Here is a 25,638-nt window from a genome sequence, read left to right as displayed (position 1 = left end):
CTTTTTATTAGTTTTAAAATTGACGCTGCTTAATGTAAAAACCTAGCTATTCTTTAATCAACCCTTTAAACAGTCCATAAACGAATTCGTTTGCATCGAATGGTCGCAAATCGTTGACTTGTTCGCCCAGACCAACAAATTTAACGGGCAAATGCATTTCATTTCTGATTGCCAATACGATACCACCTTTAGCAGTACCGTCAAGCTTCGTCAATACGATACCAGTAACGGCTGTAATCTCGCCAAATGTCTTGGCTTGGTTCAACGCATTTTGACCTGTTGTGGCATCTAGCACGAGTAAGACCTCATGCGGTGCTTCAGGAATTTCACGCGTTAACACACGCTTCATTTTTGACAGCTCGTTCATCAAATTAACTTTGTTTTGCAAACGACCGGCCGTATCGACCATCAGAATGTCAAAGTGTTCATCTTTTGCACGTTGTACTGCGTCAAAGACAACTGCGGCTGGGTCACTGCGCTCAGGCAAGGCCACTACGGGCACACCATCGCGTTGTCCCCATACCTGTAACTGTTCAATGGCACCAGCACGAAAAGTATCGGCCGCAGCCAGTAAAACTTTTTTACCTTGTTGCTTGTACATGTTAGCCATTTTCCCGACCGTTGTGGTTTTCCCAACCCCGTTGACACCAACGAAGAAGATGACGGTAGGTCCACTTTTAGCCATGTTGACGGCAATGTTTTCGTCAGCACCATCCTGATCGTATAAGTTGACCAACTTTTCTACGATCACGTTTTCAACATCCTGTTGCTTTTTCGCATTTTTCAATTTAACCTCGTCGCGAAGTTCATCGGTTATCTGAACTGCGGTATTGAAACCAACATCAGCTCCGATCAGCGTTTCTTCAAGATCATCAAAGAAATCTTCATCAATAGAACGGAAATTAGCTAAGAATGCATTCAAACGATCACCAAGCGTCTTACGTGACTTGGCTAATCCCTGATCATAAAGTTCAGCATCCGTTCGCGTATCTGTCGCTGACTCGGATGTTTGAGTGGACTCAGACTCAGATACGTTATTTTCGGAGGCACTGACAGATGTACTGACAGCAGACTCACTCGCAACTGACTGACTACCCTGTTCACTTTGAGACGCTAATTCAGACGCTTGTTGTTCTGCTGCGCTTTTTTCAGCAGCATCTGCGCTCAGTGAAGCGGTCCGGTGTGCCAATTGACGAGCCGCGGCTATCGAATTAGCAACGGATTGTCGCGCCGTCAGGCCACTCGTAACGTTGCTACTAGCAACGGCCGACTTTGCTTCAGACGTTTGACTGTCTGTTAGTGAGGCGACACTTGCAGTTGATTGTTGATGGTTTTCACTTCTGTCTGAGTCGGCATTTAAGCCAGATTTTTGTGGAGAAGCATCGTTGCCCTCGTCAGTTACTAATGAGGCTGCACTAGATGCCGCGGCGCTTTTTGTTTCAGAATTAATTGTCTCATGCGACTTGCCATGCTGACTGTTAGCCGATGAAGGCGTCTGCGAATCATGGTCAGACTGGCTATCATGATCCTGATCACCCTCAACAGATGCTGACGTTTTAGCTAGTTCAGAACCGGAATTGGCTGATTGTGTGGCTGCAGAATCAATCGTCGATTGCGCCGTTGCTTCTGAACTTTCGCTAGCCTGCTCTGAGTCTTTTTTATTTTCCTCAGCGTTTCGACGACGAAAGATATCAAATAGTCCCATTTTTTCACCTTCTCAAATTTAAATTTATTATGACACAGCTTCAACATCATCGAGTGAAACCGAAACCATTTTTGAAACACCCCATTCCTGCATGGTGACCCCATACAGCACGTTGGCGTTCACCATTGTGCCTTTACGATGTGTAATGACAATGAATTGTGTATCACCAGCAAAATCGCGCAGATAGCGGGCAAAACGCGTAACATTGGCTTCATCCAAGGCCGCCTCTGTTTCATCGAGGATTGCAAACGGAACAGGCCGCACGTCAAGAATCGCAAACAAGAGTGTAATCGCAGTCAAGGCTCGCTCACCGCCTGAGAGCAAGCTCATTCGCTGGAACTTCTTGCCAGGCGGCTGCGCCATGATGTCGATTCCAGTTGTCAATAAGTGTTCCGGATCAGTTAGAACTAGTTGCGCCTTACCACCACCAAACATCTGAACGAAAATTTTGCTGAAGGCTTTGGCCACGTCATCAAACGCTTGTTTGAATCGTGTCTGAACTTCCCCGTCCATTTCTGTCATGGTTTCCTGCAACTGCTGTTGACTGGTCAATAAATCTGACTGTTGGCGTGCCAAGAAATCATAACGTTCCGAAACACGTTGGTATTCGTCGATCGCGCCAATATTCACATCCCCAATTTCATCCAAGCCACGTTTGAGTAACTTCAACTGCTTTCTAATATCATTTGGATCGAGTTCACTCAAACCAGATTGGGCATCTTCAAAACTCAATTGATAGGTTTCGCTTAACGTATTTAAATCATTATCTAATAATGTTGCCAGTCTGGATTGACGGGCACTCAAATCATTCATTTCACTAAGAGACGCGCGTTGAAGCCCCTGAATTCGCGTTAACTCAGCATCGCCAGTCGTTAATTGGTCGCTCAATTCTGTCAGGGCAGCATTTGTTTGCTCTAGCTGCTTCACAACTTGCTTAACTTCAACCTGCGATTTGGTCAGTTGAGTGGCGACTTCACTCATTGACATCCCCGAAACTGATTGGCTCGTTTGCAACGATTTCAAACGTTCGGATAATGATTGCTGACGGTCAGTAAGATCCTTTAAAGATTGCACCCCACGCCGGTAATCGGCTTGTTTAGCAGCTAATTGTGCTTTAGCAGTTGCCAACCAAGTCATCTTTTCCTGTAACTGACTGGCTTTGGTTTCATCGTCTGCCGTTAAGCTTGTCAAGTCCTGTTGAGCTTGTTCACGTTGGGCTTTAATTGTCGCCAACCGTTGCTCGACTGTCACCGTTTTGGACTTGTTTTCTGCCAACTGTGATTCATAATCGGCAGCATCCTGAACCTGTTGATCACGTTCAAACTGACTTGCTGAAAGCTTTCGTTGGCCTTCCTTAATTTTATCACTGAGTAGCTCTAACTGACCTGATTGCTGCTGAACCTGAGCGTCAGCATCGTTCATTTGGCTTCGTAAGTTCGTGCCCGCGCTGGCCATTGCGTCGACTTGTGATTGTAAATCAGCAACATGCTCTTCTTGCTGATCCAATTTAGCCTGCATTTCTGCAATAGCAGCTGCCAATTCATCACGTTCAGCACGTTGGCTTAGCAAACCCGCCTGAGCGTTTCGATTGGCTCCACCGGTGATCGAACCACTGGCATTCATGACCTGACCATCTTGTGTCACGATCCTAAAGTGATGACCAGCGATGTTTGCAATCGCAATTGCCGCATCTAAATCAGTTGCAACAACAGTGGTCCCCAATAAATGATCGATGACTGGCTTCAATGATTGATCAAACGTCACCAGTTCCGCCGCCAAACCAACGTACCCGTCGGTAGAAGAAACTGCTGACAGCTGTGCTGATGACAGTCGACGGCCGTGGATGGTCGTCAATGGTAGAAAGGTTGCTCGCCCGGCTCGTTGCTGGGTCAGATAATGTACTGCATCACGGGCTGTCTGCTCATCACGGACAACTAATTGCTGTAATTGAGCTCCTAAAGCCGTTTCAATGGCCTTTGCCAAGTCCTTGGGTACGGTGATGAGATCCGCCACTGAACCGACTAAACCATTAAACTTGTTTCGTTGCTTCAAAATCGCCTTAACACCTTGATAAAAGCCAGCATGCTCATCATTCAAAGCGGCCAGACTATCCGCACGAGCCTTGGCACGTTGCTGTACACCTAACGCGTTGTACCAGTTCTTTTGCGCCTTTTCAAAGGCTTCAGTAAGCGCATGATACTTGTCACCAGCATCCTTAAAGCTGGCATGTACTTTGTCTTGATTGGATTTGCTAATATTCAGTTGTGCAGTTAACTTGTCACGCTGGGCCGTTAATTGATCCAATTCAGCACGGGCTTTGACAGCTTCATCCGAAAGGTGGGCGCGCGCCTGACCGCCTTGCTCATGTTCCCGCTCTAAATAATGCAACTCATTGTGCAATGTTGTCAGTGACTGCATTTGCTCAATGTATGCGTCTTGTAACTGACTTATTTTACTTTCTAACGTTGCCTGTTGCTGTTTGTTTTGTCCATCTCTAAGCCCTGCAACCACACTACTGGCTTGTTCAATGGCCTGTTGTTGCGTAGCAATAGCCGCCTTTAAAGTATCGTTATCAGCGATTAACTTTTGAGCATTTGACTTTGCTTCGCTTAATGCATGGTTTACTTCTTCCAATTGTTGCTTTTGAAAAGCTGTTTTTGTGCTGGCATTAGTCCGTTGACCCGTTAGCCGCTCAACCTGCTGTGTGAGTGTTAACTGTTTGTTTTGCAAAGCATCTTTTTTGTTCAACAATTCAGTTTGATGTTGTTTCATCTGTGCAACAGCCTGCGTTTGATCTTTTACTTGTTGCTCATAGTCGCTCACAAGCGTCTTGGCCTGGGTCATTTTCTGATCAACCTCATGCTTGGCCCGCCGATTATCCTGAATCTCAATAACCAGTCTAGATTTATCCAATTCGTCAAACCGGTGCTTTTGATCAAGATAATCCTTAGCCATGGCACTTTGTTCAGCCAACGGTTCCATCTGGCTTTCTAGTTCCGCAATAATATCATTGACCCGGTTCAAATACTCGCGGGTCGTGCCTAGTTCTTTTTCAGCCTTGTCCTTATTCTGCTTGTACTTGTAGACACCAGCCACTTCTTCGATAATTGTGCGGCGATCTTCCGGTTTACTGTTAAAAACAGCCTCAACACGCCCCTGACTAATAATCGAGAATGATTCTCGACCTAAGCCAGTATCCATGAATAGACTAACGACGTCACGGAGCCGACACTGATTACCATTGATTCGATACTCAGATTCCCCGTTACGGAAAAGACGCCGCGTAACGCGAACTTCAGCATAATCACTCTTTAGATAATGGTCACTGTTATCAAACGTAATCGAGACTTCTGCACGGTTAAGCGGCTTTCGATTCGCCGCGCCGGCGAAAATCACATCAGTCATTTTGGTTCCACGAAGATCACGTGCAGACTGCTCGCCTAAAACCCAGCGGATGGCTTCAATAATATTGCTTTTGCCACTCCCGTTTGGACCAACGATACCAGTCATGCCCGGCATAAATTCAATTTTTGTCTTATCAGCAAACGATTTAAAGCCGCTGATTTCTAAGGCCTTTAATTTCATGCAACATCCATCCGTTAATTAATCGAGTTCGTCCTTACCATGTGTCACTAAGGTTTCTTGTTGACCACGAAGACTTTGGAGCGCTTGTAGTGCAGCGGCTTGTTCCGCATTTTTCTTTGATTTACCGGTGCCTTCACCAATAATCTTTTGATCTGCAGCAACGGTCATCGTAAAGTTACGGTCGTTTTCGGGGCCATCTTCACGTTTAAGCTCATAATCAATGATGACGTCGCCATCGCGTTGCAACCACTCCTGCAGCGCCGTTTTATAGTCAATCGCATGATCGAACCAGCCTGCGTCAAGTTTGGGGAAAATAACCTTTGTGATAAAGGCAACAACCGCGTCTTTGCCTTGGTCCAAATACAATGCGCCAATAAAGGATTCAAAAATATCACAAAGTAATGATGAGCGGTGACGCGCACCCTCTTTTTCTTCTCCGCGACCCAAGCGGATGTACTGATCAAAATGGCACTCTAACGCAAACTTGGCAAAACTTGCCTCTTGAACCATTGCCGCGCGCAGCCGTGTCAACTTACCTTGTGGCATTTCTGGATACCGCTTATAAATGTACTCTGACACGGTCAATTGAAGTACCGCGTCACCTAAAAATTCGATTCGTTCATAAAACTTCAAGTTTTGATGTGGATGTTCATTTACATAGCTGGCTTGTGTAAACGCCTCGTCCAGCAGTTCCGGGTGCTGAAAATGAATATCAAATCGTTTTGCTAACTCGTCTTCTAGTCCTGCAATCAATGTGAACGCTCCTTAAGTCCTATTGTGACAATGCATTTTTACATAAACTGACTGTTTAAAAAAACCGCCTGTGAGGCGGCTTTACCAAACTTAGTCAGTTTTTTCCTGATGATCATAAATGTAATCGACCACTTGACCAATGGTCGTCAATTTTTCGGCATCATCATCCGAAATTTCGGCGCCAAAAGTATCTTCTAGTTCCATGATAAATTCAACGAAATCAATGGAATCAGCATCTAAATCAGTTCGAAAGTTAAGGTCATTAGTAATCTTGTCCTTGGTAACTTCAAACCGGTCTTCAATAATTTTAGAGATTTTATCAAAAATTTCCTGTTTAGTCATGTTTAACCTAGTTTCTCATAAGTGTTTTACAGTCATTTAGTCTATCGTTTTAGGGGCGAAATGTCTACCTCTCGAAGCTACTTTTCAGTGTTATCCGCGTTCGTTTGATCCGCCGAAGTATCAAAATAGTCAATTGTTTGTTGAATTAATCCGCTAGCAATAATCTGATGAATCTGACCCATTGTATTGCGAACGGTTTCTGCTTTCGAAGAACCATGAGTTTTGATTACTGCACCCTTCAAACCGAGTAGCACTGCCCCACCATGTTTGGAATAATCCATGACCTGACCAACTTGGTGAAACGCGTTGCGACTCAGTACATAACCCATCTTAGCCTTGGTAGAAGCCATGATTTTTGATCGAATCAACGTCAGCATGGACAATGCCGTTCCCTCAATGGCCTTTAACGTAGCATTTCCAGTAAAACCATCTGTCACAACAACGTCAGCCGCGCCATTTAATAATTCGCGAGATTCCACATTACCAATAAAATTAATGTTTGTCATTTCTGACAATCGTTGGTATGCCTCACGATGCGCCTTGTCACCCTTATCAGATTCGGTACCGTTGTTCAGTAATCCAACGCGGGGTGTTTTGATACCCATCACGGTTTGACCATAAAAACTGCCTAACACAGCAAATTGTTCAATGTTAGCGACTTTATAATCAGCGTTAGCGCCAACGTCCAACATAGTGAAACTGCCAGTGGCATCCCCAGTGACAACGGGCAACGTGGTCGTTAATCCAGGCCGATCAATTCCCTTAACACGACCAATAATAAACAGTCCGGCTGCAAGGACAGCTCCCGTATTGCCAGCGGAGAAGAACGCATCTGCCGTGTGTTCTTTAACGGCAGTCGCAGCTAACACGATGGATGAATCCTTTTTCGTCCGAACCGCGCGCACTGGCTCATCTTCCATCGCAATGACGGAATTTGCGGGCACAACGGTAATCCGATCATCGTTTTGAACCAACGCTTTAATTTGCTCTTCCGGTCCAAATAGTTGAAAGGACATGTCAGGATATTTGTCCCGAGCCAACTCAACACCTTTGACAATTTCTTCTGGGGCATTATCGCCGCCCATTGCATCTACAGCAACTTTCACAGTTCTACCTTCGCTTTCTAAACCTGTTTTCATAAAAAGGAACTACACACATCATTTAAAACATGTGATTAAGCACTCAACTGCAACTTTTTAGGTCTAACACTAATCAAGCGTTGAATGTCGCTTTAATTCGCTTTGTTCATAACCAGCCAATTCACGATTATCCGGTTGAGTTTGCCAATTAGGTTGATCCACCAAAGCAATCGCTTCTTGTTGGGCAATCTGCAAAATTTTAATCTGCGCAACGGGATCGCCAACTCGAAAGTCTGGCACCCCAGACTGCTTTGTGCCCAATAAATCTCCAGAACCACGTAATTCTAAATCTTTTTGAGCCAAAAGAAAACCGTCGTTTGTATCCGTCATGACTTGCATTCGCGCAATACCGTCTTGAGTTTTGGGGTCTGCAACAAGGATACACGTTGACGCAACTGACCCTCGACCAACTCGACCACGTAATTGGTGTAGTTGCGCTAGACCGAATCGATCCGCATCAAAGATTAGCATTACCGTAGCATTCGGCACGTCGACACCAACTTCAATTACAGTTGTCGATACCAGCACATCGTAATCATCCGCCTTGAAAGCATTCATGACAGCTTCTTTGTCTTCGTTTTTCAAACGGCCATGTAACAAGCCAACCCGATAATCTGGCGCAAAGTTTTCACTTAAATGATCATAAATGGCCTCAGCATTCTTAACGTCTAAGGCCTCCGACTCTTCAATCAACGGTGTGACCACATAAGCCTGTTGACCGGCAGCTAACTGAGTGCGAATAAAATCCATCGCAGCTTCAACTTGATTACTGTGAATCCAACGGGTAGTAATCGGTTTCCTGCCTGCTGGTAGTTCATCAATAATTGAAACATCCATTTCGCCGTAAGCGGTAATTTGCAGGGTCCGGGGAATCGGCGTCGCCGTCATGGCCAATATATCTGGATGTTGCCCCTTTTGACGCAGGGCCTGCCTCTGATTAACACCAAACCGGTGTTGTTCATCAATGATCGCCAAACCAAGTTGGTGATAAACCACGTCATCTGAAATTAAGGCGTGCGTGCCAATAATCAAGTTTACCTCACCACTGGCAATATGTTTCAATGCTTCACGACGAGCCTTTGCTTTGGTTGATCCCGTCAGCAAAACAATGTTGATCGGCAAATCCTTAAAAATATTGGCCAAATTACGTGCATGTTGCTCAGCCAGTATTTCAGTCGGCGCCATGAGTGCGGTCTGATATCCCGCCGTAATGGCTGCGTACATGACAATGGCCGCCACAATTGTTTTACCGGAACCAACATCACCCTGCAGTAATCGATTCATGTGAAGCGGTCGTTTTAAATCCGCACAAATTTCGTTAACCACTTTCTTTTGCGCATTGGTAAGCTCAAACGGCAACGTCTTGATAAAGTCTTTTAGGGCTTCATTATCGTATTCAATGCTGATGCCAGCCGCCTGATGATCTTTTGCCCGCATCATTTGCAAACGTAATTCAAACAAGAAAAACTCTTCAAACACAGCCGTGCGCCGCGCCGCTTTAGCCGCTTCTGGATCCTTCGGAAAATGAAGATCATGGATCATTGTTCGACGATCTAAGAGGCGATATTTTTCAATCAGTTTCGCTGGCAGAACCGTATAGATCACGTCCTGATATGCTTCATACGCCTGTTTCACCAATTGGGCAATTGTACTCTGACGAATGTGTTTATTTGTCGAATAAATGGCACCAAACGCTGCCTTATCGCTACTGGTAATTAATTTCATCCCGGACAAGCTCTTTCGAGTAGCATCCCACTTACCATAAACGGCCGTTTCCTGACCAATTACTAGTTGCTTGTCCAACCACGGCTGATTAAAAAACGTAACACCGACGACGTCATGACCGATAAGTAAACGAAAGTTTAAGCGGCTTTTTTTTCTGCCAAATCTGACGACAGTCGGTTCGTTTGCCACGGTGCCTTTCAAGGTGATTTTTTCACCCTCAGTCACTTTAGACAAATCCTTAGCGGCCATATCATCATAACGAAACGGAAAGTATTCCAATAAGTCAGCAATCGTTTGAATACCTAACGTTTTTAGCGCGGCAGCACGTTGCTCACCGACGCCACTTAATTGTGTCACTGGATCTTCGATTGACTTTAACGGTGCAGACATTTTGAAACCTCCTTTCCGAGCACGCTATTTTTTTAATTCTGAAGTAAATGCATTACTCTTATCGTATCAAAGACGAGCAAAAAACGACAGATAAGCAATAGAAAAAGACCAACTTTCAAACTAATTACGTGTTAAAAACGTCATCCAAAACTAAATTAAATAGCCAATCTTCAACAAAAAAATTCCTAAACCTCGAAACACAGGAATAGGAATTTTGCAGTTGTTTTTAATTATTCAACAGAAACCAAGAATGGATAAACCGGTTGGTCACCCTCGTTAATTTCGACTTCAAGCTCGTCATCCAATGCCATAATCGCATCTTCCAACGATGAAGCATCTGCTTCTGTTGCATCGGCACCATAGATCACCGTGACAATTTCACTGTCGTCATCAATCATGGCTTGCACCATCTTGGTGGCAGCACCAAGCAATGAGGCGTCCGTCACTTTGATGGAACCGTCAATGATGCCCATAAACTCACCATTCTTAATTTCAATCCCATCAAGGGTCGTATCACGGATGGCATGAGTCACTTGACCACTCTTCACAGTATCCAAGTTATCTTCCATTGCCTGCTTGTTAGCATCCAATTCTGAATCAGGATTATACGCTAACAGAGCTGTCATCCCTTGTGAAATGGATTTACTGTGAACAATCACAGTTGGCACATCGGCAACTTTAGCAGCTTGGTCAGCGGCCATAAAGATGTTGCCATTGTTCGGTAACACAATCGCCTTTTTAGCACCACTGGCATTAATCGCTTTGACAATGTCTTCAGTGCTTGGATTCATGGTCTGACCACCATTAATCACGTGCGTAACGCCTAAGCTCTTAAATAGCTCGGCAACACCAGCACCAGCAGAAATGGAAATCACCGCAGTATCTGGTGCGGCAACCGGTTGGGCAACACCAACAGCCGTCTTCGTGGTTACCTCGTCCTGATCCTTTTCCATAATTTCTTCTTGTTGGTGGCGCATATTGTCAACTTTAACTTTGATTAAATCACCAAAGTGTTGACCCCATGTCATGACATCTCCAGGGTGCTCGGTGTGAACATGCACTTTAACGATTTCGTCATCATTAATCACTAACAATGAATCGCCTAAACCAGCTAAATATTGATAAAATTCATCATAATCAAACTTGCGGTCAACTTGCTGGCCACCGCCAATGCGCACCATGATTTCAGTACAGTAACCGTACTTAATGTCATTAGGGTCTAATTCACCCTGCACACTGCGATGATGAGTCGCGTTGATCATTTCATCCATTTGAGCATCGTCAGGTGTATCAATATCAGAGTCAATAGACTTTCCGTTCAAGACTTCATCAAAAGATTGGAAAATGAAGACCAACCCTTGACCGCCAGAGTCCACCACGCCAACTTGCTTTAGGACGGGTAGTAAATCTGGTGTTGAAGCTAAGGCCTTCTGAGAGGCTGCGTATACGGCATCCATCACAACGGCAATATCATCAGTTTCGTTTGCCTTATCGCGACCAGCCTTGGCAGCTTCACGGATAACCGTTAAGATGGTGCCTTCCGTTGGCTTCATAACCGCTTTATAAGCTGTTTGAGCACTGGCTGCCAAAGCTTCAGCAAAGTCTTTAGCACTAAGTGTTTGCTTACCGTCAACACTCTTTGAAAAACCGCGAAAAATCTGTGATGTAATAACACCGGAGTTACCACGTGCACCCATCAACAATCCCTTGGCTAAAGCAGCCGCCTGATCACTGACAGAAGTTGACGTAACTTCACGTTCATATTTTGCACCACTGGCAAACGCCAGCGAAATATTGGTACCTGTGTCACCATCAGGCACCGGAAAAACGTTGAGCGAATTAATAAATTCTGCCTGACTCGTCAAACGTTTCGAGGCAGCCTGGACCATCTTTCCGAATTCAAGGTTGGTCATGGTAGTTAATGTTGCTTCCAATTCAGTTTCCCCCACTTCGTTACAAAAAATCGTCTAGTCTGCAAGTACTCGAACACCTTGAACCGTGACATTCACGGAGTTAGCTGCAATACCAAGCATACTATCCAAGTTGTAACGAACCTTTTGTTGTACGTTTTTAGATACTTCAGAAATTTTGGTGCCATAGCCAACCACGATGTACACATCAATGGCCACACCATTATCTTCTTGGCGAACAACGACGCCACGCGCATAATTATCACGTCGTAAAATTTCGTTTACGTTATCACGCAGTTGGTTTTTAGATGCCATTCCGACAACACCATAGTTGTCGGTTGCGGCGCCGCCAACGACCGTGGCAATCACATCGTTATTAATATCGATGGTGCCAAATTGCGTTTTGATCTTAACAGCCATGAATAGGCCTCCTCAACTATTTAACTCACTCTTAGTAAAGAGTTCATCATGCAATCTTCAATCATGCTATCATAAAACGGTCCTTGAAAAAAGTCTAGAGTGTTGTTTAAGCGTCTGGACGGCAATTTAAGGTGTCAAGTATTTTTCCTTGGCATTTTATATTGCATTCGCCAACAGCATATGGTAAATTATTTAGGTGAGAAAAAAGAGGTTCCCTTTGGAAATCCGATAAGGAGGGATGAACAATGGCTAAAGATTTTATTACTGGCAAACGGACACATTTTGGTAACAACCGTTCCCACGCCTTAAACAGCAGCCGTCGTAGCTGGAAGGCTAACCTGCAAAAGGTTCGCATCTTAGTTGATGGCAAGCCGAAGCGTGTTTGGGTTTCTGCCCGGACATTAAAATCAGGAAAAGTGACTCGTGTTTAATTAAACACGATAGCGTCAGTCAATTGACTGGCGTTTTTTCTTTGGTTTCATTAAGATTCCCCTTTCATCTTTGAAAATGTACCTTATAAAAACCAAGTCAGAACAAACCGTCTCACAATCGCTTTGATCGATGTTCAAAAAAATTCAAATTACTAAAAAAGTTGATTACCAAATCTGGCAATCAACTTTTTTATGAATATAAATGACAACTAAGTAATGTCATCTGGGGTTTAGGCATTTAAATCATATCGTTCAGCACGATTATCTTTTAAATCGCGACTTTGAATAACACCAACAATACCGCTGGTAAATGAAAATGACGCTGTGTCGCCCACAAATTCATTGCTGGCAAATGAAACCGGTCGCGTGATATCGGCATGATCAAGATGATAACGTTCATCTGGAAGAGTTAATTGTCGAACAGGGCCAAACGTGACAAACGCCAAATAGCGCTTATCCGATTCACGTTGTAATTGATAAGTTCCTGGTACATAAAAGCGCATCGTATTCTGGCGGTCAACGTACGTGAGCCGATTGACGACTGCTCGGTACCGTGGTTCTAATGGCAAAAATACATTAGCTAACAAGTGATCAAGGCGGCCACCGGTAGCACCGTACACAACAATTTCATGAGCGTCAAACTCGGTCATAGCTACTGAAACACCCATTTGCGTATCTGTTTCATCTTTCGCAGAACCGACTTGACGAAGATCACTAACTGCCTTGCGTACACGTCCAAACTCCTCATCAGTTGAGGAATCAAAATCGCCAAGCGCAATTAACGGTGTTATCCCAAGTTGTAATAGCCTAATTGCACCACGGTCAACACCAATCCATGGACCACTAACTGCCCCGCTGACCAAGTCATCCGGCCATTCAGATTGGGGGCCGCCAACTAAAATATTCAACCGTTCAAGACTTTGAGGTGTCCCACTTGTCTTTACCATGTTTGAATTGCCCTCATTAATTAACGCGTTGCATTATGGATAGAGGCAATGGCAGCTGCAGGGTCATCAGCACCGTATACAAACGAGCCAGCAACAGCAACCGTAGCGCCCGCTTTGTAGCAGTCAACAACTGTCTTGTCGTTAACACCACCATCAATTTCGATGTCAAAGTCGTAACCCTTGTCCTTCTTCAAGTCATCCAAAAGTTGAATTTTTTCGATCATTTGTGGCAAGAACTTTTGACCACCAAAACCAGGATTAACCGTCATGACCAATACTTGATCGACAAATGGCAGCAATGGTTCAATTTGACTAACGGGTGTGCCTGGGTTGATCACAACCTCTGCCTTAACACCATCGTTATGAATCATTTGAAGTGCCCGGTGAATATGAGAAGTCGCTTCAACGTGCACACCAATTAAATCAGCACCCGCTTTAGCAAACTGGTCCACGTACCGTTCAGGGTTTTGGACCATCATGTGAACATCCAAGAACAAGTTAGTAATCGGACGAATGGCTGCAACCGTAGTCCAGCCAAACGACATGTTAGGCACGAACATGCCATCCATAATATCAACATGTAACAAGTCGGCACCGTTTTTTTCAACCATCTTAATATCACGTTCAAAATTAACAAAATCTGCACTTAAAATCGATGGGGCTACCTTAATCATAAAATCTTCCTCCAAATTTTTATTTCCGACTCTTATCATACCGTGGTTTCTGGTCGGCAATCAACTGGTGAAACTGTAAATAATTCTCATATCGGCTTTTCATGACCTCGCCTGCATCCACGGCAGCCTTAACTGCACAGCCTGGTTCGTTAATGTGCTGACAGCCGCGAAAACGACAAGATGGTGAGAGCGCCTGCAACTCTGGGAAATACTGACCTAATTCGCGAACGTCCATTTTAAAGTCTTCATACGATGAAAAACCAGGCGTATCTGCGACTAATCCACCACCGACACTTAACAAGCCAACTTTACGAGTCGTGTGTTTCCCACGATTCAGAACCTGTGAAATTTCACCGGTTGCCAAATCCAAATCTGGTGACAAATGGTTTAACAAGGTCGATTTTCCCGCACCTGTTTGACCCATAAAAACAGTTAACCGATCCTTAAAACAATCGCGTAACCTGTTTAAATCGGTATCCGAAAACGCCTGCTGACTAAAGAAAACATCGTAACCAATCGCTTTATAACCAGCAATGAGTGGTGTAAAGTGCTCGCGCTGGTCAGCAGTTAACAAATCTGTCTTTGTAAAATAAATAATGGAATGAATATGCTGACTCTCGAGTGCGACCAGCTGACGATCTAGCAAGTTACTCGAAAAGGTTGGCTCTGTGGCCGCGGTTACAACGACCGCCTGATCAATGTTGCTAACTGGGGGCCGCACTAAAGCGTTACGTCGATCATCAACGCTTAAAATGTATCCGTCTGAACCAGCTTCTGCGCTAAATTCAACAAAATCGCCAACCATGGGACTCACTTTCCGTTTGCGAAAATTACCACGAGCTCGCGTTCTGTATAACTGACCATCAGCTGTCTGAACGTCATAAAAACCGGCCAATAACTGATGAATTTGTCCCTTCATAGACTTCTCCTAATTTCCTGAGGTTACGCTATGATCCGCCATAATTGTATGACCATCACGCTTAATGACGTATTCGCCTTCACCATTGGTCGTTGTTGTAAATGGCAGCGAAACATCTGTATCTGATGAAATTTGTAACTGCTGATACACATCCGTTAATTTCTTGTCGTGATCCTTGATATAAATTTTAATATCATTCGTCCCGGTCGGATCATTACTTGGTGCTTTGTACGGAATTGTGAGATTGACATGGAAATTATGCAACGCTGGTCCAGATGAGACTACCGCCGCAAACGTTTGACCGGCAGAAATCATACTGCCAGACGTTGGTGCCTGACGAATAATTTTGCCCTGGGCAACCGTTGTCGATGTTTCATCACTAAACGTGACCGTCACGCTGTGGTCTTCTGCCCACTGCTGTACCTCAGTCTGCTTATCACCGGCAAAGTTCGGCATTTTATAGTGTTTAACCGTTGAACCATGAGAAGACCCGCTGCTAACAGTAAACGTTATGGTGCTGTGACGATAAACCGTGTCACCTGGCACGACATCTTGATCAACAATAACACCGTTAGCTGCGTCTGCCGTATATTCATCAACACGCGTTGCAGTTAAGCCCAACTTTTTTAACTGACGAACGGCTGTCGTATACCGCTCACCAGTATAATCGTCCACACTAATCTTCGGTCGGCCTGAACTGACGACCACATTGACCCTAGCCTGTTGCTTTGCCTGTGAACCAATTGCCGGCGTGGCCTTGATAATCTCACCTTTGGCACGCCGTTCACTGGTTGCCTTAGTTTGCTTGCCCAACCGTAACTGATTGTGTTTCAACACCTTGGCTGCTTTAACTGGCGTCATCCCCGCAACATTTGGCACCGTTACCTGACCCGGAATCAACCAGATCCACGCTAAAACACCCAATACTAAGACAACAGCGACGCCAAATAGCCACCCGAATAGCCTACGGGCTCGTGCTGGTGATTTTCGACTTGGTGTATCTGCCACTTCAGCAGCTGCAGAAGTTGGTTCCTGACGCGAAATTTGGCTATCAGCTCGTTGTTGATTGCTCGCTGCCAATATTTGATCAACTGGAATCACCTTAGTGGCACCATCATCGACAATTCGCGGTTCAAACCGCTTTTCGTCGCGGCGTTCAGGCGACAACGCCGTTGCTAAATCGTTGGCCATTGCCTGGACAGAGACGTAACGGTCAGAAGGATTCTTTGCCGTGGCGTGAAGAATAATATTTTCTAACGGTTGCGGAATTCTGGGGTCATAGTCGCGAACTGATGGCATATTGCTCTGTGAGTGCTTCAACGCAATCGATACGGCCGTTTCGCCTTCAAACGGAACACTGCCGGTTAACATCTCATAAAGGATAATCCCCAACGAGTAAATGTCACTTTTTTTGCTAGCCATGCCACCACGCGCCTGTTCAGGAGACAAATAATGAACCGATCCTAACACGGTATTAGTCTGTGTCATCGAAGACTCACTGCTAATTACCGCAATCCCGAAATCCGAGATTTTTAACTGGCCGGACTGATCCACCAACACGTTTTGCGGCTTTAAATCACGATGAATAATGCCATGTTCATGAGCAATGCGAACCCCATCCAAAATTTGTTGCATGAGATTGACAACGGTCGGATAAGGAATCGGAAAATGATTGCGAATATACATTTTCAAGTCAGTTCCGGAAACATATTCCATGACCAAATATTGCATTCCGTTATCTTCACCAACGTCATAGACACTCACAATATGCGGTGACACGAGCTCACTGGCGGCCATCGCTTCACGTTGAAAACGCCGTTCTGTAGAGGGATCATCGCGTAAATCCAAACGTAATAGCTTAACTGATACATCCCGATCCAAAATCAGATCGTGCGCCAGATAAACATCGGCCATCCCGCCTTCACCTAGCGGACGAATGATTCGGTAACGACCCGCTAATGTGTAGTTCGGCCTCATGAGGCAGTCACCTCACCTTCAGCTGAAATCAGTAACACTGTGATGTTGTCTTTGCCACCAGCTTCGTTTGCTAAATCAATCAATTGTTGACACTTTTCCTGCAACGTCAGATTTCTCTGCAAGACCGCCTGTATTTGGGCATCAGTGACCATGTTGGTCAGCCCATCCGAACAGAGCATGACCACATCGTGCGGTTGAGCATGATACAAATTAATATCAATATCTGCTTCGTCATTAATGCCTAGTGTCCGAGTAATAATATTTTTCTCGGGATGGGTGCGCGCATCTTCTTCACTGATCTGTCCCAACTTGACCAGCTCATTAACTAATGAATGATCTTCAGTTAGTTGGGCAAGCTGTGCATTGCGCAATAAATAACCACGTGAATCCCCAATGTTAGCTAACAAAAACTGTCGTTGAAAAATAATCGCAACAACGATGGTGGTTCCCATGCCGTTTAAATCTTGATATTGATGCGCTTTTTCAATAATGGTGTCATTTTCTTGTTGAGCCTCGCTAGACAGCCACTTGGCCGCGGTCCCAGGATCAGTGAAAGAGGTATCTTCAAACCGACTGCCCATGTGTGAAACGGCCATCGTTGAGGCCACATCACCGCCTTGGTGACCACCAATGCCGTCCGCTACAATGGCAAATTCAAGTCCCGATTGGTTCCGAAACATGCCGACATAGTCTTGGTTACTCTCTCGTTGTCGCCCAATATCTGACAGATATGCTACTTCCATAAGCCAATCACCTAATCGTTGTCATGACGTTTTCTAAATGCACAAACAAAGAACCCATCGGAGCCAAAATCATCGGGATAAATAGTCAACCAAGGTGTTGATCGATTTTCTTTCAGATGATGAATCGTCTCCACTGGCACAAGTTCAAAGTCTGGATGTGCTTTGACAAACGCAGTTGCCACGTCATCGTTTTCTTGTTTCAAAATGGTACAAGTACTGTAAACTAGTATACCGTTTTTCTTCAGCGTCGGTGCTACTGCATCAAGAATTGCTAACTGAATCTGCTGAAGTTGTTTGCTATCCGCAAGCGTCTTAGCATAACGAATTTCTGGTTTTCGACGTAATAAGCCTAATCCCGAACAAGGTGCATCGACCAAGATTCGGTCAAATGCCTCATCGCCAAACTGTTGGGCCGACTTTCTAGCATCTAATTGTTCCGCCGTTATTCTGTCTGAAACTTGCATACGACGTGCATTTGCTTCGATCAGTGCAACTTTATGCGCATGCAAATCCAGTGCCGTGACATGGCCGCCCTGTGATGGATTCAGTCGAGCAGCAATTTGCGTTGTTTTACCGCCGGGGGCAGCGCATGCGTCTAATACAGCATCGCCAGGTTGCGGAGCTAAAGCCTCAACGGGCAACATCGCACTTTCGTCTTGAATTGTAATAAGTCCCTCATTGAAAGGCGGTGTACCCGCGGGGTGGCCAGCGTTGATTCGCAACCCTTCCCCGCTGACTTCACTGTCCGTCCATTTCAACCCTGCCGCAGTAAGCTGTTGCAAAAGTGCCTGTCGCTCTCCAAGCGCGGGATTTAGCCGAACTGACTGAAACGCTGGCCGATTGATGCTGGCTAAAATCTGCTTTGTCTTATCGTCGCCAACTGTTTTGCGCATCTGTTGGACCCACGGCATTGGCACACTATAAGTCGTACTCAAGCGCGTCAACGGGTCCTTAATTGTTGATAAATCTGCAAAACCATGTCGATCAACCGCGTGCAAAACACCCGTTACAAACCGACGAATGCCCTCATGTCCACGTTGCTTGGCAATCTGAATGGTTTCATCAAAAACCGCCCGTGTTGGCACCTTATCCAAATACTGCATTTGAAACAGGGCTGTTCTAAGTAAGATAAGAACCCACGGTTTAACCTTGGCTGGTTGTTTGATAAACGGCTTTAGCCAAAAATCCAGCGTCAGTTGGTGCTGTAAAACACCATAAACAATTTCCGTACATAACCCCGCATCCACTGGAGATAGCTGGGCATCGTCTAATGACGCATTTAAACTTAGATTTGAGTAACCGCCCTTAGCGACGTTTTCTAGAACTGAGACGGCGACAAAACGCGGATTCGTTTCTGAATTCACTTGTTTGCTAACATGATCAGATTGATTTTTAAGCTTTGTTGCCATTAATTTGTCGCTCCAAACTTCATTTTCATGATTTGTTTACCAACCTCAAATTGCGTGTCCGCACCGTTCAGAAAATCAGTAATCGCCATTTGGGGATGGCCTGCTGGTTGCAAACGGTTGATTCTTAGAACCGTCCCCTGGCCAGCAGCAACATCTAGTTCATGCTTGGTTCGGTTAACTACCGTCCCTGGCACCTGAGTCGTCTGTTGATCAGCTAATACGGTGACGTCCAAAATCTTCGTTCGAACATTATCCATGACTACATAGGCAGTCGGAAACGGCCGTAAGCCTCGAACTTGCCAATCAATTTCACTGGCCGTGTGCGTCCAGTCAATCTCTTCTTGAGCACGTGAAATATTCGGCGAAAATGTGACCGCCCGTTCGTCTTGTTTAATGCCGTCAACTGGACCCTCGATCAACGTCGGCAATGTTTTTAATAACAAATCCCGGCCCGCCAGACTCAGTTTGTCAAACATCGACCCTGTATCATCTGCCTGGGTGATTGGACATTTAACTTGTGAAATGACGTTACCAGCATCCATCTGACGAATCATGTACATAATGGACACACCGGTTTCTTTATCGCCGTTCATAATGGCATAGTGCACTGGCGCACCGCCACGATAAAGTGGCAACAATGAAGCATGTACGTTGACCGCCGCTACCTTAGCGGCCTTCAATAATTTCGTTGGCAGGAACTGACCGAACGCGGCCGTGACGATAAAATCAGGCGCAATGTCAATCACCCGTTGCATTTCCGGTGACTTACTGACTTTCTCCGGCTGCAGGACTTCAATATTGTGGGCCAAGGCCACCTTTTTAACCGGTGATGGTGTTAAAACATGTTTCCGGCCAACTGGGCGATCTGGCTGCGTCATTACCGCAGCAACATCATACTTTTCAATCAATGATTCCAAAATTGGTGTAGAAAACGCTGGTGTTCCCATAAATACAATTTTTGTCATGAATTTGCTCCTTATACCTCATTTTTATTATTCGAAATTGCCCAATCCTGGACACCGCTCATTAAATAAAGTTCTGCGGTTCCATGTCGATGGCAACCTGCAGACCGTTACGCTGCTCACGCTGTGCATCGTCCAAAATGCCATCCAAAACTGACTGCAGTTTAGGCTCTCGCTTATATTTTAAAACAATTTGATAGTAATAACGATTTTTGATGCGGGCAATTGGTCGTGGGGTCGGTCCTAAGATAATTGTATCCGGTGACAATGTCTGCTTAAGCTGATCACTCAATTCAAACATTTTCTTAGCAGCAACGCCCTCGTCTTTGTCACTGGCGGTTATCAAGGCCGTGAAAAAGTATGGTGGGTAATTACCCATGTGGCGAATTCCCATTTCCACCCTAAAGAATCGTTCATAATCCTGCGTTTTAGCTAGTTGGATGGCGTAATGATCCGGATTAAACGTTTGAATCAATACCTCACCCGGTTTGTCGGCCCGTCCGGCCCTGCCACTAACTTGAGTTAACAACTGAAAGGTCCGTTCACTGGAACGAAAATCTGGCAGTCCCAACGCGGTGTCCGCATTAAGTACACCCACCAGTGTCACATCCGGATAGTCTAGCCCCTTGGCAATCATTTGTGTACCCAGCAAAATATCCGCTTTGTGCTGTCCAAATGAATTGAGTAGCTTTTCATGCATCCCCTTGCGCCGGGTTGTATCAACGTCCATCCGAATAATCCGTGCATCAGGCAGCAAACTATTTAACTCCGCAGCAACTTTTTCGGTACCAGAGCCATAATAACTGATGCGTTTGCTGTGACAGTTTGGACAAATTCGCGGGATTGGCTCTTCATGACCACAGTAATGACATTTCATTGTGTGACTGTCCATGTGCAAAACTAGCGAAATATCACAGTTTGGACATTTTAGAACAAAGCCACAATCGCGACACATAACAAAAGAAGAAAAGCCGCGCCGATTTAGCATTAACACACTCTGTTCATGTCGTTCCAGCCGAACTTTTAACGCTTCTAGCAAAGGCGTAGAAAAGTTACTTTCCGTGTGCGCCTTAAGTTGTTCACGCATGTCGATGATTTTTACTGGTGGCAATGGCCGCTGATTGATTCGGTGTGGCAATGCTAGTCGGGTGTAAACGTGACGTTCAGCACGCGCACGACTTTCCAGAGATGGCGTCGCTGATCCCAAAACCACTGGAGCATGGTGTCTTTGAGCGCGCCATAACAACACGTCACGGGCGTGGTAACGGGGATTGTCTTCTTGTTTATAACTGGTTTCATGTTCCTCATCCATCACAATCAAACCAATGTTTGTCAATGGTGCAAACGCTGCTGAACGAGCACCGACCACGACCGCTGCTTCATGTCGTTCAATACGGCGCCATTCATCATACTTTTCGCCAGCGCTTAAACCACTATGAAGCACGGCCACTTGATGCCCAAAGCGGCCCTTTACCCGATTTACCATTTGTGGTGTTAGCGCAATTTCCGGAACTAACATCAGTGCCGTCTTGTGTTGAGCCAAGGCGGCTGCGATGCTTTGCAGATAAACTTCGGTTTTTCCGGAACCAGTAACACCTTGTAACAGGAACGTTTTTGGATCATGAGCATCAATTGCCTCAGTTATGGCATTAACTGCGCTCCGTTGGTCAGGCTGCAAGTCTAGCGGCGCTGTTTTAGCAATTCGATGATTAGCGTATGGATCACGATAAACCTCACGTTCGCTTAATTCAGCCCACCCTTTTTTTGTAGCAGCTGTAAAATCGGCACGTGTTAATCGTTCATCTGTAAGTACATCCTGCAACGGACGCGCTTCCTGTAAATCCATTAACCTAGTCAGCACTCGCAGTTGTTTAATTGCATTCGGACGTACATCCTTTCGTGCTGTTTCAATCTCGGTTGGTGATAATGCTGATTTTACCCATGTGACTGTTTTAACATGAGCACGATCAGCAACCTGATACTCAGCATGAATAATTTGACGCTGTTGTAGCTTTGCCAAAGCATCAGTTTGTTCGTCAGTTAATGAAGCGGCCGTAAAATCCAGCCGCTGCTGATCATCAAATAATGAGGCTAACTGAGGATCGTCAATTGGTGCATCAGCAACGAGAAACTTATGACTTTTAGTTTTTAAGGCATCCGGAAGCATCGTTTGAATGGTTGAAATACGAAATGCAAACGTATGTTGAGCCATCCAGTCACTTAGCGATAGTAATTCTTCATTTAATACGGGTGCTAAATCTAATAAAGCGCCCAGTGGTTTAAGTTTGCCGCTGAAAGTTTCATCTAAAGTGTCCGCGTCGCTCACGCCGACCACCATACCACCGACTTCGCGGTGACCTTGGCCAAACGGGACAGCAACACGCATTCCAGGCTGAACCGCATCTGTCAGCGAATCTGGAATTAAGTATGAATAAGGTCGGTTCGTTTGCATTGTTGGCACATCCACAATTACCTGTGCAATTTTTGCCATCACGCGTTCCTTTCTGATCATTGCTAGTAATTGCTAGTCTTAATCTCAATTTTTGAGTTTCAATGTGTTTTTGTCTTTTCCAATTGTACCAGACATGACAAGTACTATGCCGTTTCAAGATGCCGATTTAATGCATCATAATATGAGGCATGGCCATGAATGATCATTTCACTAACAAAAAGCCGTACAGCCAAGAATTTTACGGTCAACTGCCACGTAAATAGTCAGTATTGTGAACTTATCACAGGCAAATTTGATTCGGGTTTCATCCTTCAAACAAACTTGATCATAATAAACGCACTTTTTTCAATGAAATAAGACATTAAGGTTGAGAAGTCACAAAATTAAATTTACGATAATAGTAGATGTATTTACATCACATACTTTTTAGGGGGTAAGGCAATATGCGTACGTTTTCAGTCCGCGTCCTCGATGACGCCTTTGAGCTCTCCTACGTACCAAACGGAAAAACAAATGCGACAAAAACAATCACCATCGTGTGCGATCCTGATGTACCCATTGGTGAAAATCTTGAAAAGATTCGTGAAAAACTGGCCGGCATCGATTTCGATGCAGCACTGATTGAAAATCCATTGGAATATGATTTTTCAGATACCATTATTGGGGTCAATCACCAGCGAATCGATATGGGTCTGGCATTGTCTAACATGCTGAACATCCCCGTTGTCAGTCAAGAAACGGCTAATCGTAATGGCTTAGCTGAAGCCATTGAAAACAAGCGTCAATACAATCAGTGGCACCTTGATTACTACGGCGAATATGCGGCCAAACGTAATTACGGCCAAGAAGCAATGCTCACCATCGGTAATGGCTATTATGGATTACGGGGTGCATACTTGGCAGCTAATGCAGATGTTGACAATTACCCCGGCATGTACGTTGCAGGTTTATACAATCAATTGACCACCAAAATAAATGGTCGCGACGTGGTGAACGAAGATTTAGTTAACTTGCCAAACGCACAGTACTTGTCCTTTAGCATCGATCATCAAGAACCGTTTTCTGTTAAAAAAGAAAATATTTCTGATATCTATCGTTCACTAGATTTACATACAGGTGTGCTCACCACAACAATGTTGGTATCCTTACCGACTGGCCACTTGCTCAAAATCTGTGCACAACGGGTCGCAGATATGAACCAATGGCACCGCTTTGCCATTCGTTATGAAATCACACCCATGAACTTTGAAGGTACTGTCACCGTTTTCTCAAGAATTGATGGTAGCGTTACCAATGCGAATGTGGACCGTTACAAGTCGTTCGATGGTCGTCATTTCGACGTCACCGAAACCACCATTAATGGTTCAGACGCCATGCTCAGCGGTCAAACCAAAACTTCAAAGGTCGCTTTTTCAATTGGTAGTCGCCTTTCAAGTCAAGAAATAACGCCGTCAACAAAGATAAATGAAAGCGTTACCGATGACGTCCTTGAGCAAAACTTCTCGTTCCAAGCACAAACTGGCACGACTTATGTTATTGAAAAAGCGGTTGCTATCAACACATCCTTGGAGACCAAGGGTGATTTGAATAACGCCGTTACATCAGAATTGGACGATGCAAACTTTAGCGGCATCGTGCAACAAAACGCCAGCTTCTGGAACGAAGTTTGGCAAGGCAGTGATATTCAGATTGACGGGGATTTGACTGCCCAAAAGTTAACACGAGTTAACATTTATCACCTATTCGTATCTGCTTCCCCAATCAGTAATCCGCATTTAGACGCCTCCGTCGGGGCTCGTGGGCTCCATGGGGAAGCTTACCGTGGTCACGTATGCTGGGACGAATTATTCATCCTGCCTTACTACACCTTGCACACGCCATCCCTCACCCGCCAATTGCTCATGTACCGCTACAAACGTTTGGACGCTGCTAAGCAAAATGCGGCTGCTGAACATTATGACGGCGCTATGTATCCTTGGCAGTCGGCGCAATTCGGGGATGAACAATCGCAACTGCTCCACTTTAATCCCGACAGTGGCAAATTTGATCCCGACAACAGTCGTTTGCAACGCCATGTTTCATTAGCTATTGCCTACAACGTTTGGCTTTATTACCACTCAACTAATGACACCGAGTTCATGACCAAATATGGCCTGGAAATGTTACTTGAAATTGCCCACTTCTGGTCCAGTAAGGCCGTTAAAAATGACAACGGCCGTTATGATATTAAAAATGTCATGGGCCCAGACGAGTTCCACGAAAACTATCTTAATGCCGATGAGCCTGGCCTAACAGACAACGCCTACACCAATATCATGGTAAGTTGGCTGTTTACAACTTTAGCCAACATTCATAAGGCAATGCCAGCAAAGGACTGGTCAACGATCACAACCAAAGTCGGACTTAACGATGATGATTTCAATCGTTTTGATGACATCGCTCATCATTTAGCATTGGACATCAATAAAGATGGGATTATCGGTCAGTTTGCTGGCTACTTTAAGTTGCCAACGCTCGATTTTGAAAAATACCGGAAAAAATATGGTAACATTTCGCGAGTTGACCGGTTATTAAAAGCAGAAGGCAAATCACCCGATTCTTATCAGGTTGCTAAACAAGCAGATGCCTTAATGGCCTACTACAACCTAAGCTTTAACACGATTGATAACGTTCTGAAAACCCTTGGTTATAAAATGCCAAGTGAATATCTCACTAAGAACATCGAATACTACTTGGCAAGAACCACTCATGGTTCAACCTTATCAAGAATCGTCTATTCAGAATTAAGTCTGATTGACGGCAACATGGATCAGTCATTCGCTTTCTTCAACACCGCTTTACGTTCTGACTACTATGACATTCAGGGTGGGACAACTGCTGAAGGTATTCACCTTGGTGTTATGGGTGCCGTCTTAATGCTAGAATTACGTAACTACGGTGGTGTCAATGAATTTGAATCTGAACTAGCCGTTGATCCACACTTACCAGAAGACTGGCACCGTCTCGCATTTAGTGAACGCTTTAAGGGTGTACTATACAAGTTTGACCTCACCCACACTAGCATTCATGTGACTGTAGATAAGCCTGCTAAACTTACGGTTCGTGGGCAAGAGTTCTCAGTTACACCAGACAAACCCTTACAATTAAAAAATTAA

At 44.9% G+C, this 25,638-nt stretch carries 18 protein-coding genes; 2 read left to right on the top strand and 16 right to left on the bottom strand.

What is annotated here, in order from left to right; all coding sequences use genetic code 11:
- Window positions 1-46 precede the first annotated feature (46 nt).
- The 8 genes from ftsY to LROSL1_RS06035 form a co-directional block, all read right to left on the bottom strand.
- Entirely contained in the window at window positions 47-1,705 is a 1,659-nt protein-coding gene (gene ftsY / locus LROSL1_RS06070) for a signal recognition particle-docking protein FtsY (protein ID WP_178914039.1), read from the bottom strand.
- 27 nt (window positions 1,706-1,732) lie between these two features.
- The gene (gene smc / locus LROSL1_RS06065; RefSeq protein ID WP_178914038.1) at window positions 1,733-5,290 is read right to left on the bottom strand and encodes a chromosome segregation protein SMC; all 3,558 of its coding nucleotides are present in this window, start codon (window positions 5,288-5,290) and stop codon (window positions 1,733-1,735) included.
- Window positions 5,291-5,308: 18 nt separating this feature from the next.
- On the bottom strand, window positions 5,309-6,043 hold the full coding sequence (gene rnc, locus LROSL1_RS06060; protein ID WP_161001409.1) for a ribonuclease III: 735 nt from the start codon (window positions 6,041-6,043) through the stop codon (window positions 5,309-5,311).
- A 90-nt stretch (window positions 6,044-6,133) separates the two neighbouring features.
- Entirely contained in the window at window positions 6,134-6,385 is a 252-nt protein-coding gene (acpP, locus tag LROSL1_RS06055; protein ID WP_178914037.1) for an acyl carrier protein, read from the bottom strand.
- A 77-nt stretch (window positions 6,386-6,462) separates the two neighbouring features.
- Complete coding sequence (plsX, locus tag LROSL1_RS06050; protein WP_178914036.1) at window positions 6,463-7,491, bottom strand: phosphate acyltransferase PlsX; 1,029 nt, start codon at window positions 7,489-7,491, stop codon at window positions 6,463-6,465.
- Between the two features lie 102 nt (window positions 7,492-7,593).
- Window positions 7,594-9,639 (bottom strand): ATP-dependent DNA helicase RecG, encoded by a 2,046-nt coding sequence (gene recG / locus LROSL1_RS06045; RefSeq protein WP_178914035.1) that lies wholly within the window; start codon window positions 9,637-9,639, stop codon window positions 7,594-7,596.
- A gap of 230 nt (window positions 9,640-9,869) precedes the next feature.
- On the bottom strand, window positions 9,870-11,552 hold the full coding sequence (locus LROSL1_RS06040; RefSeq protein WP_178914932.1) for a DAK2 domain-containing protein: 1,683 nt from the start codon (window positions 11,550-11,552) through the stop codon (window positions 9,870-9,872).
- A 54-nt stretch (window positions 11,553-11,606) separates the two neighbouring features.
- On the bottom strand, window positions 11,607-11,969 hold the full coding sequence (locus LROSL1_RS06035; protein ID WP_017261786.1) for an Asp23/Gls24 family envelope stress response protein: 363 nt from the start codon (window positions 11,967-11,969) through the stop codon (window positions 11,607-11,609).
- Between the two features lie 245 nt (window positions 11,970-12,214).
- Between LROSL1_RS06035 and rpmB the strand changes: the two genes are divergently transcribed.
- Window positions 12,215-12,400: a 50S ribosomal protein L28 gene (gene rpmB / locus LROSL1_RS06030; protein WP_017261785.1), complete on the top strand. Its 186-nt coding sequence runs from the start codon at window positions 12,215-12,217 to the stop codon at window positions 12,398-12,400.
- A gap of 230 nt (window positions 12,401-12,630) precedes the next feature.
- Here the strand turns inward: rpmB and LROSL1_RS06025 are convergent, their stop codons facing one another.
- From LROSL1_RS06025 to priA, 8 genes are all read right to left on the bottom strand, one after another.
- Window positions 12,631-13,347, bottom strand: a complete 717-nt coding sequence (locus tag LROSL1_RS06025; protein ID WP_017261784.1) for a thiamine diphosphokinase — start codon at window positions 13,345-13,347, stop codon at window positions 12,631-12,633.
- A gap of 20 nt (window positions 13,348-13,367) precedes the next feature.
- The gene (gene rpe / locus LROSL1_RS06020; RefSeq protein WP_017261783.1) at window positions 13,368-14,021 is read right to left on the bottom strand and encodes a ribulose-phosphate 3-epimerase; all 654 of its coding nucleotides are present in this window, start codon (window positions 14,019-14,021) and stop codon (window positions 13,368-13,370) included.
- A gap of 19 nt (window positions 14,022-14,040) precedes the next feature.
- Window positions 14,041-14,940 (bottom strand): ribosome small subunit-dependent GTPase A, encoded by a 900-nt coding sequence (rsgA, locus tag LROSL1_RS06015; protein WP_017261782.1) that lies wholly within the window; start codon window positions 14,938-14,940, stop codon window positions 14,041-14,043.
- 9 nt (window positions 14,941-14,949) lie between these two features.
- On the bottom strand, window positions 14,950-16,917 hold the full coding sequence (gene pknB / locus LROSL1_RS06010) for a Stk1 family PASTA domain-containing Ser/Thr kinase (RefSeq protein WP_017261781.1): 1,968 nt from the start codon (window positions 16,915-16,917) through the stop codon (window positions 14,950-14,952).
- Entirely contained in the window at window positions 16,914-17,660 is a 747-nt protein-coding gene (locus tag LROSL1_RS06005; protein ID WP_017261780.1) for a Stp1/IreP family PP2C-type Ser/Thr phosphatase, read from the bottom strand. Before LROSL1_RS06005 ends, pknB begins: the two co-directional genes overlap by 4 nt.
- Window positions 17,661-17,671: 11 nt before the next feature.
- Window positions 17,672-19,069: a 16S rRNA (cytosine(967)-C(5))-methyltransferase RsmB gene (rsmB, locus tag LROSL1_RS06000; protein ID WP_178914034.1), complete on the bottom strand. Its 1,398-nt coding sequence runs from the start codon at window positions 19,067-19,069 to the stop codon at window positions 17,672-17,674.
- Window positions 19,069-20,034 carry a methionyl-tRNA formyltransferase gene (gene fmt / locus LROSL1_RS05995; protein WP_017261778.1) on the bottom strand — a complete coding sequence of 322 codons (966 nt, stop codon included), beginning with the start codon at window positions 20,032-20,034 and terminating at the stop codon, window positions 19,069-19,071. The genes rsmB and fmt overlap by 1 nt, the downstream gene beginning before the upstream one ends.
- A gap of 61 nt (window positions 20,035-20,095) precedes the next feature.
- Window positions 20,096-22,522, bottom strand: coding sequence for a primosomal protein N' (gene priA / locus LROSL1_RS05990; RefSeq protein ID WP_178914033.1), 2,427 nt, complete (start codon window positions 22,520-22,522; stop codon window positions 20,096-20,098).
- 404 nt (window positions 22,523-22,926) lie between these two features.
- On the opposite strand from priA, the gene LROSL1_RS05985 reads away from it, so the two are divergent.
- Window positions 22,927-25,638 carry a glycoside hydrolase family 65 protein gene (locus LROSL1_RS05985; RefSeq protein WP_178914032.1) on the top strand — a complete coding sequence of 904 codons (2,712 nt, stop codon included), beginning with the start codon at window positions 22,927-22,929 and terminating at the stop codon, window positions 25,636-25,638.

It is taken from the genome of Furfurilactobacillus rossiae (assembly GCF_013394005.1).
GTDB lineage: Bacteria > Bacillota > Bacilli > Lactobacillales > Lactobacillaceae > Furfurilactobacillus > Furfurilactobacillus rossiae.
This window is presented reverse-complemented; position numbering and strand designations above follow the sequence as displayed.